The organism is Microbacterium sp. LWO14-1.2 (assembly GCF_038397715.1).
In the GTDB taxonomy this organism is placed as follows: domain Bacteria; phylum Actinomycetota; class Actinomycetes; order Actinomycetales; family Microbacteriaceae; genus Microbacterium.
Genome location: NZ_CP151633.1, coordinates 3,058,593 through 3,071,290, shown reverse-complemented (window position 1 = coordinate 3,071,290; position 12,698 = coordinate 3,058,593). Strand labels below are relative to the sequence as shown.

Here is a 12,698-nt window from a genome sequence, read left to right as displayed (position 1 = left end):
GGCGGCACGCGTCTCAGGCGCGCGGGTGCGAGCTCTCGCGCAGCAGGATCTGCAGCGGCAGCCGCACGGTCACCGGCGCGGCATCCGGGCGCTCGAGCCGCCGCGCGAGCAGCTGCACCGCGGCGCGGCCCAGGTCGATCATGGGCTGCCGCACGGTCGTGAGCGCGGGGCGCGCGAGCGCGGCGGCCTCGATGCCGTCGAAACCCGTGACGCGCACGTCGTCCGGCACCCGCAGCCCCGCCGACCGGAACGCGTCGATCGCTCCCAGCGCCATCTGATCGTTCGCCGCGATCAGCGCCGCCGGTGGGGCGTCGGCGATCAGCTCCTCACCGGCGCGTCGCCCCGACGCCCGCGTGAAGTCCCCGCGCAGCACCGTCACGTCGTCGGCCGCGATCCCCGCCTCGGCGAGCGCGGCGGCGAAGCCCTCCCAGCGCTGCGCGCCGTCGGGCGAGTCCTCGGGCCCCGCGAGGAACGCCAGCCGTCCGGGGGCCGTCTCCGCGAGCACGAGGCGGGTGAGCTCCGCCATCGCCTCGGCGTTGCTGACGGTCACGTGGTCGTAGTCGTCACCTCGCGACGGGCCGGACAACACCACGACCGGGATCCGCTGCGCGAGCCGCGCCAGCACGTCGTCCGGCACGCTCTGCGCGAGCACCATGAGCCCGTCGACACGGCCCGCGATGTCGCGCACCGTCTCGCGCGTCGGGTCGTCGCGGCCCACCCCGATCATGAGCACGAAGCCCTGCTTCCACGCCTCGAGCTCGGCACCGCGCAGCACCTCGTCGAGGAACAGCATGGTCGGAGCCTGCGCGGGCTCGGTCGACTCCTGGGCGACCGCGAACGACGGACGGCTCCGGTCGCCGAGCACGTCGAGCGGCGGCGCGTCCTCCGCGGCGTCGAAGCCCGGGAAGTACAACCCCAGCACACCGGTGCGCCGCTCGGCGAGACCCCGCGCGCTGCCGCTCGGCACGTAGCCGAGGGCGGTCACGGCGTCGAGCACCCGTTCGCGGGTCGCCGGGCGCACGGCATCCGGCTGCCGCAGCACACGGGAGACGGTCGCGATCGACACGGCAGCGCGTTCTGCGACGTCGTAGACCGTCGCTTTCCTGCTCACGCTCGCTCCTTCTCGCTCGGGTGAGCACCAGGCTAACCCGCTCCGCCTCCGCCGAACGCTCCGGTGTCAGGAGCGTCGGGCGATCAGCGATCCGTGCGGACGTGCACTCATCTCGCCCGGCGCGCGTCCACGTCTTTCGGACGCCACGACCTCGAAGCCCTCACCGGCGAGCAGGATGCCGAGCGCCTCCGCCGACCAGGAGTACGCGGTCGTCACGGCGTGCGCGAACGACTCCCCCGGCTCTCCGTCGAAGAATCCGACGAGCAGGGAGCCACCGGGTCGGAGTGCGCGGGCGAACTCGCGCAGCACGGCCGGCACCTGCGCAGGCGGGGTGTGGATCAGCGAGTACCAGGCGAGGATGCCGCCGAGCGCCGCATCCTCGACGGACAGGTCGTGGAAGGAGCCGGTCTCGAAGGGGATGCCGGGGTGGCTCCGCCGCGCAGAGGCGACGAACTCCCGGGAGAGGTCGATGCCCCGGACATCCCGTGCTCCTTCGGCGAGAAACGCAGTCCAGTGTCCGGGTCCGCATCCGGCATCCCGCAGCGCGCCGTCCGTGCTGTCGCGCCACGCCCGGATCGTCGCGACGTCCCGGGGGTCCATCTGGGAGAGCCGACCTCCGACCGCCTCGTACTCCGCGGCCCGCTCGTCGTAGGCTGCGGCGATGACGTCGCGCTCGCGTCGCAGATTCGCGTCGCCGTCGCATCTCTCCCGCGGATCCGTGCGACGAGAGCGCGATTCTGCGGCCGGGCCGTTCTCCGTCACGGGCGTCGCGCGGCGAGCGCGGACTGGTAGAGATCACGAGACGACAGGCCTGTCGCCGCGGCGACCTCGGCGCAGGCGTCTTTGAGACGGATGCCGGAGGCCACGAGCTCCTGCACCTGCCCCAGAGCGTCGTCGGCGGAGACGGTCCGCCGCGGCGCCCCCTCGACCACGACCACGATCTCGCCCTTCACGCCCGCAGCCGCCCACGCCGCGAGCTCGGACGCCGTGCCGCGGCGCACCTCCTCGTACAGCTTCGTGAGCTCCCGGCACACCGCGATGCGGCGGTCGGCGCCGAAGGCTGCACCCATGTCGGTCAGCGTCGACGCCAGGCGCGACGGAGACTCGAAGAACACCATGGTCCGCGGCTCGGCGGCGAGCGCTGTGAGCGTCGAGCGCCGCTCCCCCGGCTTGCGCGGCAGGAAGCCCTCGAACGTGAACCGGTCCGTCGGCAGCCCCGAGATCGCCAGCGCCATGAGCACAGCACTGGGGCCGGGGATGGCCGTCACCGTCACGCCCTGCGCGACCGCCTCGGCGACCAGGCCGTAACCGGGGTCGCTGATCGCCGGCATCCCCGCATCGCTCACGACGACGACGTCGTGCTCCTGGGCGAGGACGGCGAGCTCGGCGGACTTCTGCTTCTCGTTGTGGTCGTGCAGGGCGATCAGTCGCGGCCGGTTGGCGATGCCCAGCGCCTGCAGCAGACGCCCGGTCGTGCGGGTGTCCTCCGCCACCACGACCTCCGCGTTCTCCAGCACCTCGACGAGGCGGCGGGAGGCATCCCCGAGGTTTCCGATCGGCGTCGCAGCGAGGATGATCACCCGCCCAGCCTAGACGCGGCGGCGGACCCGGTTGTCTAGGCTGGAGCGGTGATCGAGCCCGTCCCTCTGCTGCCTCCCCCCGAGGACCGGCTGACGCGCTACGGACGGCTGCGCGACCGCATCCTGCTCGATCCCGACTGGGGACGGATGCTGCGCTGGTTCGCCCCGCTCGTGGTCACGGCGCTGGCCGCGGTGCTGCGTCTGATCAACCTCGGGCATCCTCATCAGCTGGCGTTCGACGAGACGTACTACGTCAAGGACGCCTGGTCGCTGTGGCTGCTGGGCTACGAGGGCACCTGGGGCGAGAACGCGAACGAGGCGTTCATCACGCTGCAGGAGCTGCCCCTGTCCGACGCCGGGTCCTTCGTCGTGCACCCGCCGCTCGGCAAGTGGCTGATCGCTCTCGGGATGGCGCTCGGGGGCCCTGACAACACGGTCGGGTGGCGTCTCGCCACCGCGCTGCTCGGCACCGCGACCGTGCTGCTCGTCTACCTCGTCGCTCGGCGCCTGACGGGATCCATCGTCGTCGGCACCGTCGCCGGCACGCTGCTCGCCATCGACGGACTCAGCATCGTCATGAGCCGCACCGCGCTGCTCGACGGCCCGCTCACGTTCTTCCTCCTGCTCGGCGCGCTGTTCATCCTGTACGACCGCGACCGCACGATCCCGATCCTCGAGCGCCCCGATCCCGACGGCCCCGACCCGATGTGGGGGCGCGTGCTGTGGCGTCGGCCCTGGCTCGTCGCCGCCGGGGTGGCGCTGGGCGCGGCCTGCGCCGTCAAGTGGTCGGGCCTCTACGCGCTCGCGGCCTTCGGGCTGTACGTCGTCGTCACCGACGCGCTCGCCCGCCGTCGCGCCGGCGTCGTGCTGTGGCCGACGGCCGCCGCGTTCACGCAGGGTCCCGTCTCGTTCGTACTGCTCGTCGTGCCCGCCGCCGTGACGTACCTCGTCAGCTGGACCGGATGGCTCGTCACGGCCGGCGGCTACGCCAGGCAGAGCGACCCGAACCCGCTGATCGCTCTCTGGAACTATCACAAGGCGATCCTCGACTTTCACGTCGGCCTCACCCGCGGACACCCGTACGCGAGCCCCGCGTGGGAGTGGCCGTTCCTGCTGCGCCCGACAGCGGTGTGGGTGGGCAGCGACCCCGCCCCGTGCGGGGTGGACCACTGCATCGCGGTGATCTCGACGATCCCCAACCCGCTGATCTGGTACGCGAGCGTCGCCGCCGCTGTCTACCTGCTCTACCGCCTCGTCCGGGCGTGGATCACGCGGCGTCCGGTCGGCGGGCCCGCGCTCACGTTCCCTCTCGTCGGACTCGCCGCGACGTACGTGCCGTGGCTGATGTTCCCCGAGCGCACGATCTTCCAGTTCTACACGGTCGCCATGGCGCCCTTCCTCGTCATCGCCCTCGCCGTCGTGCTGCGACAGATCGCCGGGCGCCGGGAGGATCCGCTGCGCAGACGGCAGTCCGGCGAGCGCACCGTGCTGATCTTCCTGGGCGTCGTCGTGCTCGTCTCGGCGTTCTACTACCCGGTGTGGACGGGCGTGAGCGTGCCGTACGAGTTCTGGCTGCTGCACAACTGGCTGCCCGGCTGGATCTGAGTTCAGCGCTCCCGCGGCAGCTCGGCGGGATCGCTGACCGGCAGGCGGCACACGAACGATCGGCAGTCGAACGCCAGGCCGGCGGCGTCGGCGCTGCCGGAGGCGTCGGCCTTGCCCTCGAACAGCTCGAATCCGGCGTCCGCGAACGCCCTGGCCTGCGCCGGGCTGACGATCGCCACGACATCGGCCTCGGCGCCGCGCGCGGCAGCCGCCAGAGCGCCGTCCGGTTCGTCCGTCACGACGACGATCTGGCGCGGTCCGTCGAGCAGATCGGCGGCGACGCGCAGCAGACTGCCGTGCGCGAACGGCTGGCCGACGGCCGCTGCGGCATGCGCGCGGACGGCCTCCTCCGCGACAGCGCGGTAGCGGTCACCCGCTCCCAGCCGCCACGCGGTGAGGCCGGCATGGGCGAGGGCGGCCGATGCCGAGGGCAGGTCGCCGTCGGTCTGGTCCGGCGCCGCCGCGATGCCGCGCGCCGCGAGCAGCGGGTCGCCCTCGAGGCCGGCCACGGCGAGGTCGAGCAGGCTGCGAGCCTCGACGGCCCAGCGCGCCTCGCCCGTGGCGACGGCGAGGGCGAGCAGGCCGTCGGCGAGCAGCGCGACATCGGCCGTGGTCGCTGCGGCGGGTGATGCGGACCCGTCGAGCGAGGCGCGCACGAGCAGACCCCGAGGGTCGCGGTTGACGTGCAGCACCTGGTCGGCGGCCGCGGCGGCCGCCGCGATCCAGCCCGGTTCGCTCAGGGCGGCCCCGGCGCGGGCGAGCGCGGCGATCGCGAGCCCGTTCCACCCGGTGATGACCTTGCCGTCGACCGCGGGCGGCTCGAGTCCACGGCGCTGCTCCATCGGACGGAGGTAGAACCCGCCCTCGTCGCGCACGCCGTCGATCCACGACTCCGAGTCCTGGGCCGCGCCGAAGCCGCCGCCCTCACGACGCAGTGTCGTCAGCAGGAACGCCGCGACGCCGCGAGCGGTGGCCTCGTCGCGCGCCGCGAGCGCGATGTCGAGCAGCTGCGCGTTGTCGGTCAGCATCCGCTCGTAGTGCGGCACCGACCAGTCGCGCTGCGTCGCGTAGCGGAAGAAGCCGCCGTCGTCGTCGTGGAGGTCGGATGCCGTCATCGCGGCGAGCGCGCGGGCGGCGGCCGCCGCGGCATCCGGCGCCTCGCGTTCGACGAGAGGCGCCTGCAGGAACGACAGCGTCGTGGCCACGGGGAACTTCGGCGCCCCGCCGAATCCGCCGTGCACGGAGTCCTCGCGGGCGGCGATCGCGCGGGCGGCCGCCGCGATCGCCGCGGCGTCCGGCAGGTCGGAGGGAGTGGATGCCGCGGCCTGCCGCAGCGCCTCGGTCACCGCATCCGCCGACTCCTCCGCCTGCTCCCGACGCTCGGTCCACGCCTCCCGCACGGCGGCGAGCACGTCGCGGAAGGCCGGCATCGGCCCTCGTGCGAGCGGCGGCCAGTACGTGCCCGCGTAGAACGTGCGTCCGCGCGGCGTCGTGAAGACGGTGAGCGGCCACCCGAGGTTCTGGGTGAACGCCGAAGCGGCGGCCATGTATGCCGCGTCGACCTCCGGGTGCTCCTCGCGGTCGACCTTGACCGCGACGAAACCCTCGTCGATGAGCGCGGCGATCGCCGGATCGGCGAAGGACTCCCGCGCCATCACGTGGCACCAGTGACAGGTGGAGTAGCCGATCGAGATCAGCAGCGGCACGTCGCGCCGCTCGGCCTCGGCGAACGCCTCGTCGCCCCACGGGTACCAGTCGACGGGATTGTCGGCGTGCGCGCGGAGGTACGGGCTGAGCGTGTCGGCGAGCCGGTTCGTCATGCACCCACGCTACGCGCTGCACGGCGTCGGGGCGCCGGGCGGGGCCTGCCGGTGGGTCCGCTCCGCCGGTGGGGTCCGCTCAGGAGACGAGCAGCGTCTCCGCGGGGCGGGAGGCCGCGTACCCGACCAGGGGCAGCGCACGGTCGGCAGCGAGATCGATGCGCGAGCGGAGCACGTCCGAGGCGATCGTGTAGCCGTCGAAGTCGGTGTCGCTCGCGTAGACGCCGAGCGGCAGGGTGAGCGCCTGGAAGAACGCGAACAGCGGACGCAGCTGGTGCTCGATGATGAGCGCGTGCCGCTCGCCTCCGCCGGTGGCGGCCAGCAGGACGGGCTTGCCGACGAGCTCGTACTGACCGACGAAGTCGAACAGGTGCTTGAAGAGTCCCGTGAACGACGCCCGGTAGACAGGGCTGCCGACGATCAGCAGGTCGGACGCCTCGATGGCCTGCAGCTTCTCCTCGACCTCGGCCGGGAGCTGGTCGCGACGCAGCGCTCCCGCGAGCGACGGCCCGATCGCGGTGAGCTCGATGAGCTCGACCTCGACCTCGGCGCGCTCGGCGACGGCCTCGGCGATCGCACGCACGAGAGCCGTGGTCTTGCTCGGCTCGTGCAGGGAGCCGGACACGGCGACGACACGGTAGGGGGCTGTCATGCCGACGACGCTACTCACGAGCGAGGCCGCTGTCGCGACGAGCGACACACAACGACATGAGCCGTCATCACACGACGGGCGCGCCCTGTTCGGTCTTCCGACGGGGCGGAGACGCCATCGCGACGGCCGCCCGACCGACCAGACGTTCGAGCGGGCCACGGCCGACGAACACCGACCAGAGGGTGGTCACCAGCAGCAGCGCGACCGCGGTCCCCGCCCAGAACAGGTTGTCGGTGAAGAACCCGCCGGGGCCTCCGATCAGTGCCACGGAGACCACATGCGCGGTGTATGCCGACAGCGGCATGGACCCGAGCGCGCCGAACGGGAGGAGGACCCAGCGGAGCGGACGGCTGAGCAGGATGCACAGCGCGATCACCGTGACGGCGAAGCCTCCGGAACCCAGGATCTCGGCGGTTCCCCCGGAGTGCGGGTCCACACCGAAGACCGCCGACAGGACCGCTGCGAGAGGATCGGCGGCGGCCACCGCCTCGGGGTAGGTCTGCCACCCCGCGGCTGAGCCCGCCATCGATCCCTCCCCCGGAGCCCAGGACGTGATGCCCGAGACGGCTCCGACGAGGCCGAGTCCGTAGCCGACGACCATGAGGCCGACGCCGGCTCCCAGAGCCACCGCAGCCGTGTGGATCCGCTCGATCCCGAGTCGCCCGAGCGCCATCCCGGCGAAGACGAAGGCCAGCCAGACCGTGATCGGGTAGGAGCCGTACAAAACCAGGCCGATCCCGGCACCGTACGGGTACATCGCGAGGATGGCGATGAGGGCGAGGACAGCCGGTCCGGCGAGCGCGAGCACGCCCGCGGCGATGAGCAGCGTCCGCGGCCGCCAGCGCAGGAACGGGATGACGGCCACGTAGAGGAGACCGTAGAGCGTGAGGATCACCGCGATGGGAGTGTTGAGCAGCTCCAGGGCGAGCCCGATGAGGAAGATCACCGCGCCTCGCCCGACCAGTTGCAGGCGGATGCCGGGCATGCGCTCGGGATCGGGGAGGTCGCGGCGCCCCGTCATGAGCGCGATGGACACGCCTGCGAGCACCGCGAAGAGGATGGACGAGCGACCGTGCACGAGATCGAGCCACGTCGAGGGATCGAGCGGGTCGAACGCCGACGTCTCGCCGATGTGCGCGCCGGCCATTCCGAGGATGGCGAGAGCGCGGGCCACATCGAGACCGAGGATGCGGGGAGGACGCCCGAACGTGCGGAACCAGTGCGTCACGGGCAGCGTCGTCGGCCCGGCTGCAGTTCCGAGAGGAGGCGAGGTGGTCACGCATGAATCGTAAGTCGCGCACCCGTCACCCGGCCGTGTGCCGTGCGGGCGAGCCCACCCGCATATCGTCATACGATGGAGGGCTATGTCCTCCCCCGTGATCTCGTACCCTGCCGAGCTGCCCGTCAGCGCTGCCCGGGGCGAGATCGCCGACGCGATCCGCGATCATCAGGTCGTGATCGTGGCCGGCGCCACCGGCTCGGGGAAGACGACGCAGCTGCCGAAGATCTGCCTGGAGCTCGGCCGCGAGCGGATCGCGCACACGCAGCCGCGACGCCTCGCCGCGCGCACGATCGCGGAGCGCGTCGCCGAGGAGATGCACGTCGAGCTCGGTGGTCTCGTCGGGTACAAGGTGCGGTTCACCGACCAGGTGTCGGACGAGACACGTATCGCGCTCATGACCGACGGCATCCTCCTCAACGAGATCAATCGCGACCGACTGCTGCGGCGATACGACACGATCATCATCGACGAGGCGCACGAGCGGTCTCTCAACGTCGACTTCCTGCTCGGCTATCTCGCGCGGCTGCTGCCCGAGCGCCCCGACCTCAAGGTCGTCATCACCTCGGCGACCATCGACCCCGAGAGCTTCGCACGGCACTTCGCGGCGGCCGACGGCACGCCGGCCCCGATCATCGAGGTCTCCGGGCGCACCTACCCGGTGGAGATCCGCTACCGCTCTCAGACCGATGACGAGGCGGGCGACGAGACCGGCCGCGAGGCGCAGGAGGTCGACGAGGTCTCGGCGATCGTCGCCGCCCTGCGCGAGCTCGACCGGGAGGCGCCGGGCGATGTGCTCGTCTTCCTCCCCGGTGAGGCCGAGATCCGCGACGCTGCCGACGCGGTGCGCGGCGCCTACGCGAACGACCGGTCGCCGACCGAGGTGCTCCCGCTCTACGGGCGGCTGTCGGCCGCCGAGCAGCACCGCGTGTTCGAGCGGAGCCGTGTGGCCGGGGTCAGGCGACGCGTTGTGCTCGCGACCAACGTCGCGGAGACGAGCCTCACGGTCCCCGGCATCCGTTACGTCATCGACACCGGCACCGCGCGCATCTCCCGCTACAGCGCCCGGTCGAAGGTACAGCGCCTCCCCATCGAGGCCATCTCGCAGGCCTCGGCCAACCAGCGCTCCGGACGAGCGGGCCGCACGAGCGACGGCATCGCCATCCGCCTCTACAGCGAGGAGGACTTCGAGCGCCGGCCCGAGTTCACGGAACCCGAGATCCTGCGCACCTCGCTCGCCTCGGTCATCCTCCAGATGCTGTCGCTCGGCTTCGGCGACATCACCGCCTTCCCGTTCCTCACTCCTCCGGACTCCCGCGGCGTCAAGGCGGCGTTCGACCTCCTCACCGAGCTCGGCGCCGTCGACATCGCGCGAGACGAGCCGCGGCTCACCCGCATCGGACGCGACATCGCCCGCATCCCGATCGACCCGCGTTTCGCCCGCATGCTCATCGAGGCGGGGCGCGCGGCATCCGGTTCCTCGGATGCGGTGGTCCGCGACGTCCTCGCGATCGTCGCCGGCATGTCGATCCAGGACGTCCGGGAGCGCCCATCGCAGGATGCGCCGCAGAGCCTGCGCGACGAGGCCGACCGCATGCACGCCCGGTTCGCCGACCCGACGAGCGACTTCCTCTCGATCCTCAACCTGTGGAACCACCTGCGCGAGCAGCAGCGCGAGCTCGGGTCGAGCGCCTTCCGACGTCTCTGCCGCGCCGAGCACCTGAACTACGTCCGTGTGCGGGAATGGTTCGACGTGCACCGCCAGCTCCGCACCCTCGTCCGCACGAAGGAGGCCCAGCCCGGCACCGGCGACCCGGACGCGATCCACCGGGCGCTCCTCTCGGGCCTGCTGTCGCAGATCGGCATCCTCGACGAGCGCAGCACCGCCGGACGCGGACAGAGCAAGACCCCGCCGAAGGACGCCAGGCGCCGTCAGGCGGAGTACCGGGGAGCCCGCGGCATCCGTTTCTCGATCTTCCCGGGCTCGGCGCTGCGCAAGAAGAGCCCGCAGGCCGTGATGGCCGCCGAGATCGTCGAGACGTCGCGCACCTACGCGCGCACGGTCGCCGCGATCGACCCCGCCTGGGCCGAGGCTCTCGCGGGTGATCTCGCGAAACGGCAGGTCACCGAGCCGCACTGGTCGAAGGATGCCGGAGCGGCCGTCGCGTACGAGAAGGTCACGCTGTTCGGCGTCGAGATCATCCCGAGGCGCCGCGTGCAGTTCGCCCGCATCGACCGCGCCGGGTCGCGCGAGCTGTTCCTGCGGCACGCTCTCGTCGAGGGCGAGTGGGACCCCGGCCGGATCGACAAGCGCGTCAGCGCGTTCTGGCGCAGCAACGCCGAGCTGCGCAAACGCCTCGAGAAGCTGGAGGAGCGCGAACGCCGACGCGACATCCTCGCGGGCGACGAGGCCGTCTTCCGGTTCTACGACGAACGCATCCCGGCCGACGTGTTCGACGTCCGATCGTTCGAGAAGTGGTGGCGCGAGGCACTGACCTCCACCCCGAAGCTCCTCGTGATGCGCGAGGGCGACCTCGTCGACGACGACAGCCGGGCTGACCGCAGCGAGTTCCCGACGCGATGGACCCAGGGCGATCAGGTGCTCGGTCTCGCCTACCGGTTCGAGCCGGGAGCGGCGGACGACGGCGTGAGCGTCGTGATCCCGCTGCCGCTGCTGGCGCAGATCGAGGATCGGGGCTTCGACTGGCAGGTGCCCGGGCTGCGCGCCGAGCTCGTCACCGGACTCCTGCGTGCGCTGCCGAAGGCGATCCGTCGTCACGTCGTCCCCGCCGCGGACTGGGCGGAGAAGTTCGGTGCCGAGCTCGCAGGCGAGGGGCCGGAGTCGCACGCCGGGCTCCCCCCGCGCGGACTCAAGGAGGCGCTGGCGAGGCTCATCCAGCCGCTCGCCAATCAGCTGGTGTCCGCCGCGGACTTCGAAGACGAGCGGGTGCCCGCGCACCTGCGGATGAACTTCCGCGCGGTCGACGAGCGCGGACGGGTCGTGGGATCCGACCGCGACCTGCGTGTGCTGCAGCAGACGCTGTCCGACCGCGCTCGCAGCAGCGTCGCCCGATCGATCGCCGCGCCGCCCCGTCGGCCCGGCCCGGGGTCGGGCCCGCAGCCCGCGGCCGCTCCCGCCTCGATCGAGCAGGACGGTCTCATCGCCTGGTCGTTCGGCGACCTCCCCGAGGTGCTCGACACGCGCGTGGCCGGAGGAGTCGTGCGCGGCTACCCGGCCATCGTCGACCGCGGCAAGTCCGTCGCGGTGCGCGTCGAGGCGACCGCCGACGCCGCGACCGCCGCGACCAGGGCCGGAGTGCGGCGACTCGTCCTGCTCGGCGTCCCCTCCCCCAGTTCGTACGTGCAGGAGCACCTGACCAGCGCCGAGAAGCTCGCTCTCGCCGCGTCGCCCTACCCCTCCGCGGCCGCGCTCATCGAGGACTGCCGCGCCGCCGTCGTGCAGCGACTCGTCGATGCAGCCACCGGCGCCGCGCACGGCGTCATCCGCACCGAGGCGGAATTCACGCGTGTGCGCGACCTCGTGTCGGCAGCGCTCGTCGACGAGCTCTTCGCGTGCGTATCGCTCGTCTCGCGCATCCTCACGAAGGCGCGGGAGGTCGAACGCGGCATCAAGTCGCAGAACTCGCTCGCGCTGCTCGGCCCGCTGAACGACATCCGCACCCAGCTCTCCGGGCTTCTGCACCCCGGGTTCGTGTCGGCCACGGGCGTCGACCGCCTCGCGCACTACCCCCGCTATCTCGACGGCATGCTCGACCGCCTGAAGACGCTCGGCAGCGAACCGGGCAAGGACCGCACGCGCATGAGCGAGTACGAGCGGATGGCGAAGGCGTTCGAGGATGCCGGCGGCACCATCCCTCCCGCACCGGACGCGCCGGCCGCGCTCGTCGAGACGCGCTGGCTGCTCGAGGAGTACCGCGTCAGCGTGTTCGCGCAGCGCCTCGGCACGGCCCAGCCCGTCTCGCCCCAGCGCATCATGAAGGCCCTCGCCGCCGGCCGTTGAGCGGGCGATGCCCGTGCGGGTCGTTGAGCGAGCGAAGAACCCCTTCCGGGTCGTTGAGCGAGGGGAGAACCCTTCCGGGTCGTTGAGCGAGCGAAGAACCCCTTCCGGGTCGTTGAGCGAGGGGAGAACCCTTCCGGGTCGTTGAGCGAGCGCAGCGAGACGAAACGCGTCATCCCTCCACGGAACGCTCCCTCCGCGCTCGCGCGCTCCACCCGCGGACGGCATCCAGGCCGCCCTCGACGAAGGCGAGCCGCTTGGCGTGGCTCCAGCCCTGGATGCGCTTCTCCCAGAGGAACGCGTCGTCGATGCGCGCGAAGTCCTCACTCCACACGACCTCGACAGGGAGTCGCCGTCGCGTATAGGCGCTGCCCCGGCCGTCGGCGTGCTCGGCCAGGCGACGCGCCAGGTCGAGCGTGCTCCCGACGTAGAGCGTGCCATCTGCGCATCTCAACATGTACACCGTCCCCATGCGCACGAACCATACGCGGGGATGCCGACATCGGCGCTGCACGACGGTCACCCCGTTTCGACTCGTCGCTGCGCTCCTCGCTCAACGACCCGCAGGGCCGGAAAGCGCCGGTCGTTGAGCGGGCGGGGCGAGACGAAACGCGGGGCGGGGCGACCGCATCC

At 72.1% G+C, this 12,698-nt stretch carries 9 protein-coding genes; 2 read left to right on the top strand and 7 right to left on the bottom strand.

The features are described from left to right. Positions 1–13 precede the first annotated feature (13 nt). The 3 genes from MRBLWO14_RS14800 to rsmI form a co-directional block, all read right to left on the bottom strand. The gene (locus MRBLWO14_RS14800) at positions 14–1,111 is read right to left on the bottom strand and encodes a LacI family DNA-binding transcriptional regulator (RefSeq protein WP_341933875.1); all 1,098 of its coding nucleotides are present in this window, start codon (positions 1,109–1,111) and stop codon (positions 14–16) included. A gap of 66 nt (positions 1,112–1,177) precedes the next feature. Then, positions 1,178–1,873, bottom strand: coding sequence for a class I SAM-dependent methyltransferase (locus MRBLWO14_RS14795; RefSeq protein ID WP_341933874.1), 696 nt, complete (start codon positions 1,871–1,873; stop codon positions 1,178–1,180). Next, complete coding sequence (rsmI, locus tag MRBLWO14_RS14790) at positions 1,870–2,691, bottom strand: 16S rRNA (cytidine(1402)-2'-O)-methyltransferase (protein WP_341933873.1); 822 nt, start codon at positions 2,689–2,691, stop codon at positions 1,870–1,872. Before rsmI ends, MRBLWO14_RS14795 begins: the two co-directional genes overlap by 4 nt. A gap of 48 nt (positions 2,692–2,739) precedes the next feature. Between rsmI and MRBLWO14_RS14785 the strand changes: the two genes are divergently transcribed. Further along, positions 2,740–4,296 (top strand): phospholipid carrier-dependent glycosyltransferase, encoded by a 1,557-nt coding sequence (locus tag MRBLWO14_RS14785; RefSeq protein ID WP_341933872.1) that lies wholly within the window; start codon positions 2,740–2,742, stop codon positions 4,294–4,296. 2 nt (positions 4,297–4,298) lie between these two features. On the opposite strand, the gene MRBLWO14_RS14780 is transcribed toward MRBLWO14_RS14785, so the two are convergent. The 3 genes from MRBLWO14_RS14780 to MRBLWO14_RS14770 all read right to left on the bottom strand — a co-directional run bounded on the left by MRBLWO14_RS14780 (position 4,299) and on the right by MRBLWO14_RS14770 (position 8,047). After that, complete coding sequence (locus MRBLWO14_RS14780) at positions 4,299–6,116, bottom strand: DUF255 domain-containing protein (RefSeq protein ID WP_341933871.1); 1,818 nt, start codon at positions 6,114–6,116, stop codon at positions 4,299–4,301. Positions 6,117–6,195: 79 nt separating this feature from the next. Continuing rightward, the gene (gene msuE / locus MRBLWO14_RS14775) at positions 6,196–6,768 is read right to left on the bottom strand and encodes an FMN reductase (RefSeq protein ID WP_341933870.1); all 573 of its coding nucleotides are present in this window, start codon (positions 6,766–6,768) and stop codon (positions 6,196–6,198) included. A gap of 67 nt (positions 6,769–6,835) precedes the next feature. Next, entirely contained in the window at positions 6,836–8,047 is a 1,212-nt protein-coding gene (locus MRBLWO14_RS14770; protein WP_341933869.1) for a heparan-alpha-glucosaminide N-acetyltransferase domain-containing protein, read from the bottom strand. 70 nt (positions 8,048–8,117) lie between these two features. Between MRBLWO14_RS14770 and hrpA the strand changes: the two genes are divergently transcribed. Further along, positions 8,118–12,068: an ATP-dependent RNA helicase HrpA gene (gene hrpA, locus MRBLWO14_RS14765; protein WP_341936207.1), complete on the top strand. Its 3,951-nt coding sequence runs from the start codon at positions 8,118–8,120 to the stop codon at positions 12,066–12,068. 169 nt (positions 12,069–12,237) lie between these two features. Here the strand turns inward: hrpA and MRBLWO14_RS14760 are convergent, their stop codons facing one another. Next, on the bottom strand, positions 12,238–12,537 hold the full coding sequence (locus tag MRBLWO14_RS14760) for a GIY-YIG nuclease family protein (RefSeq protein ID WP_341933868.1): 300 nt from the start codon (positions 12,535–12,537) through the stop codon (positions 12,238–12,240). Between the last annotated feature and the right edge of the window lie 161 nt (positions 12,538–12,698).

What these genes read in the sequence shown, in the direction of transcription:
- MRBLWO14_RS14780 (WP_341933871.1), bottom strand. Translation starts at nt 6,116, where the DNA reads ATGACGAACCGGCTCGCCGACACGCTCAGCCCGTACCTCCGCGCGCAC.
- MRBLWO14_RS14760 (WP_341933868.1), bottom strand. Translation starts at nt 12,537, where the DNA reads ATGGGGACGGTGTACATGTTGAGATGCGCAGATGGCACGCTCTACGTC.
- msuE (WP_341933870.1), bottom strand. Translation starts at nt 6,768, where the DNA reads ATGACAGCCCCCTACCGTGTCGTCGCCGTGTCCGGCTCCCTGCACGAG.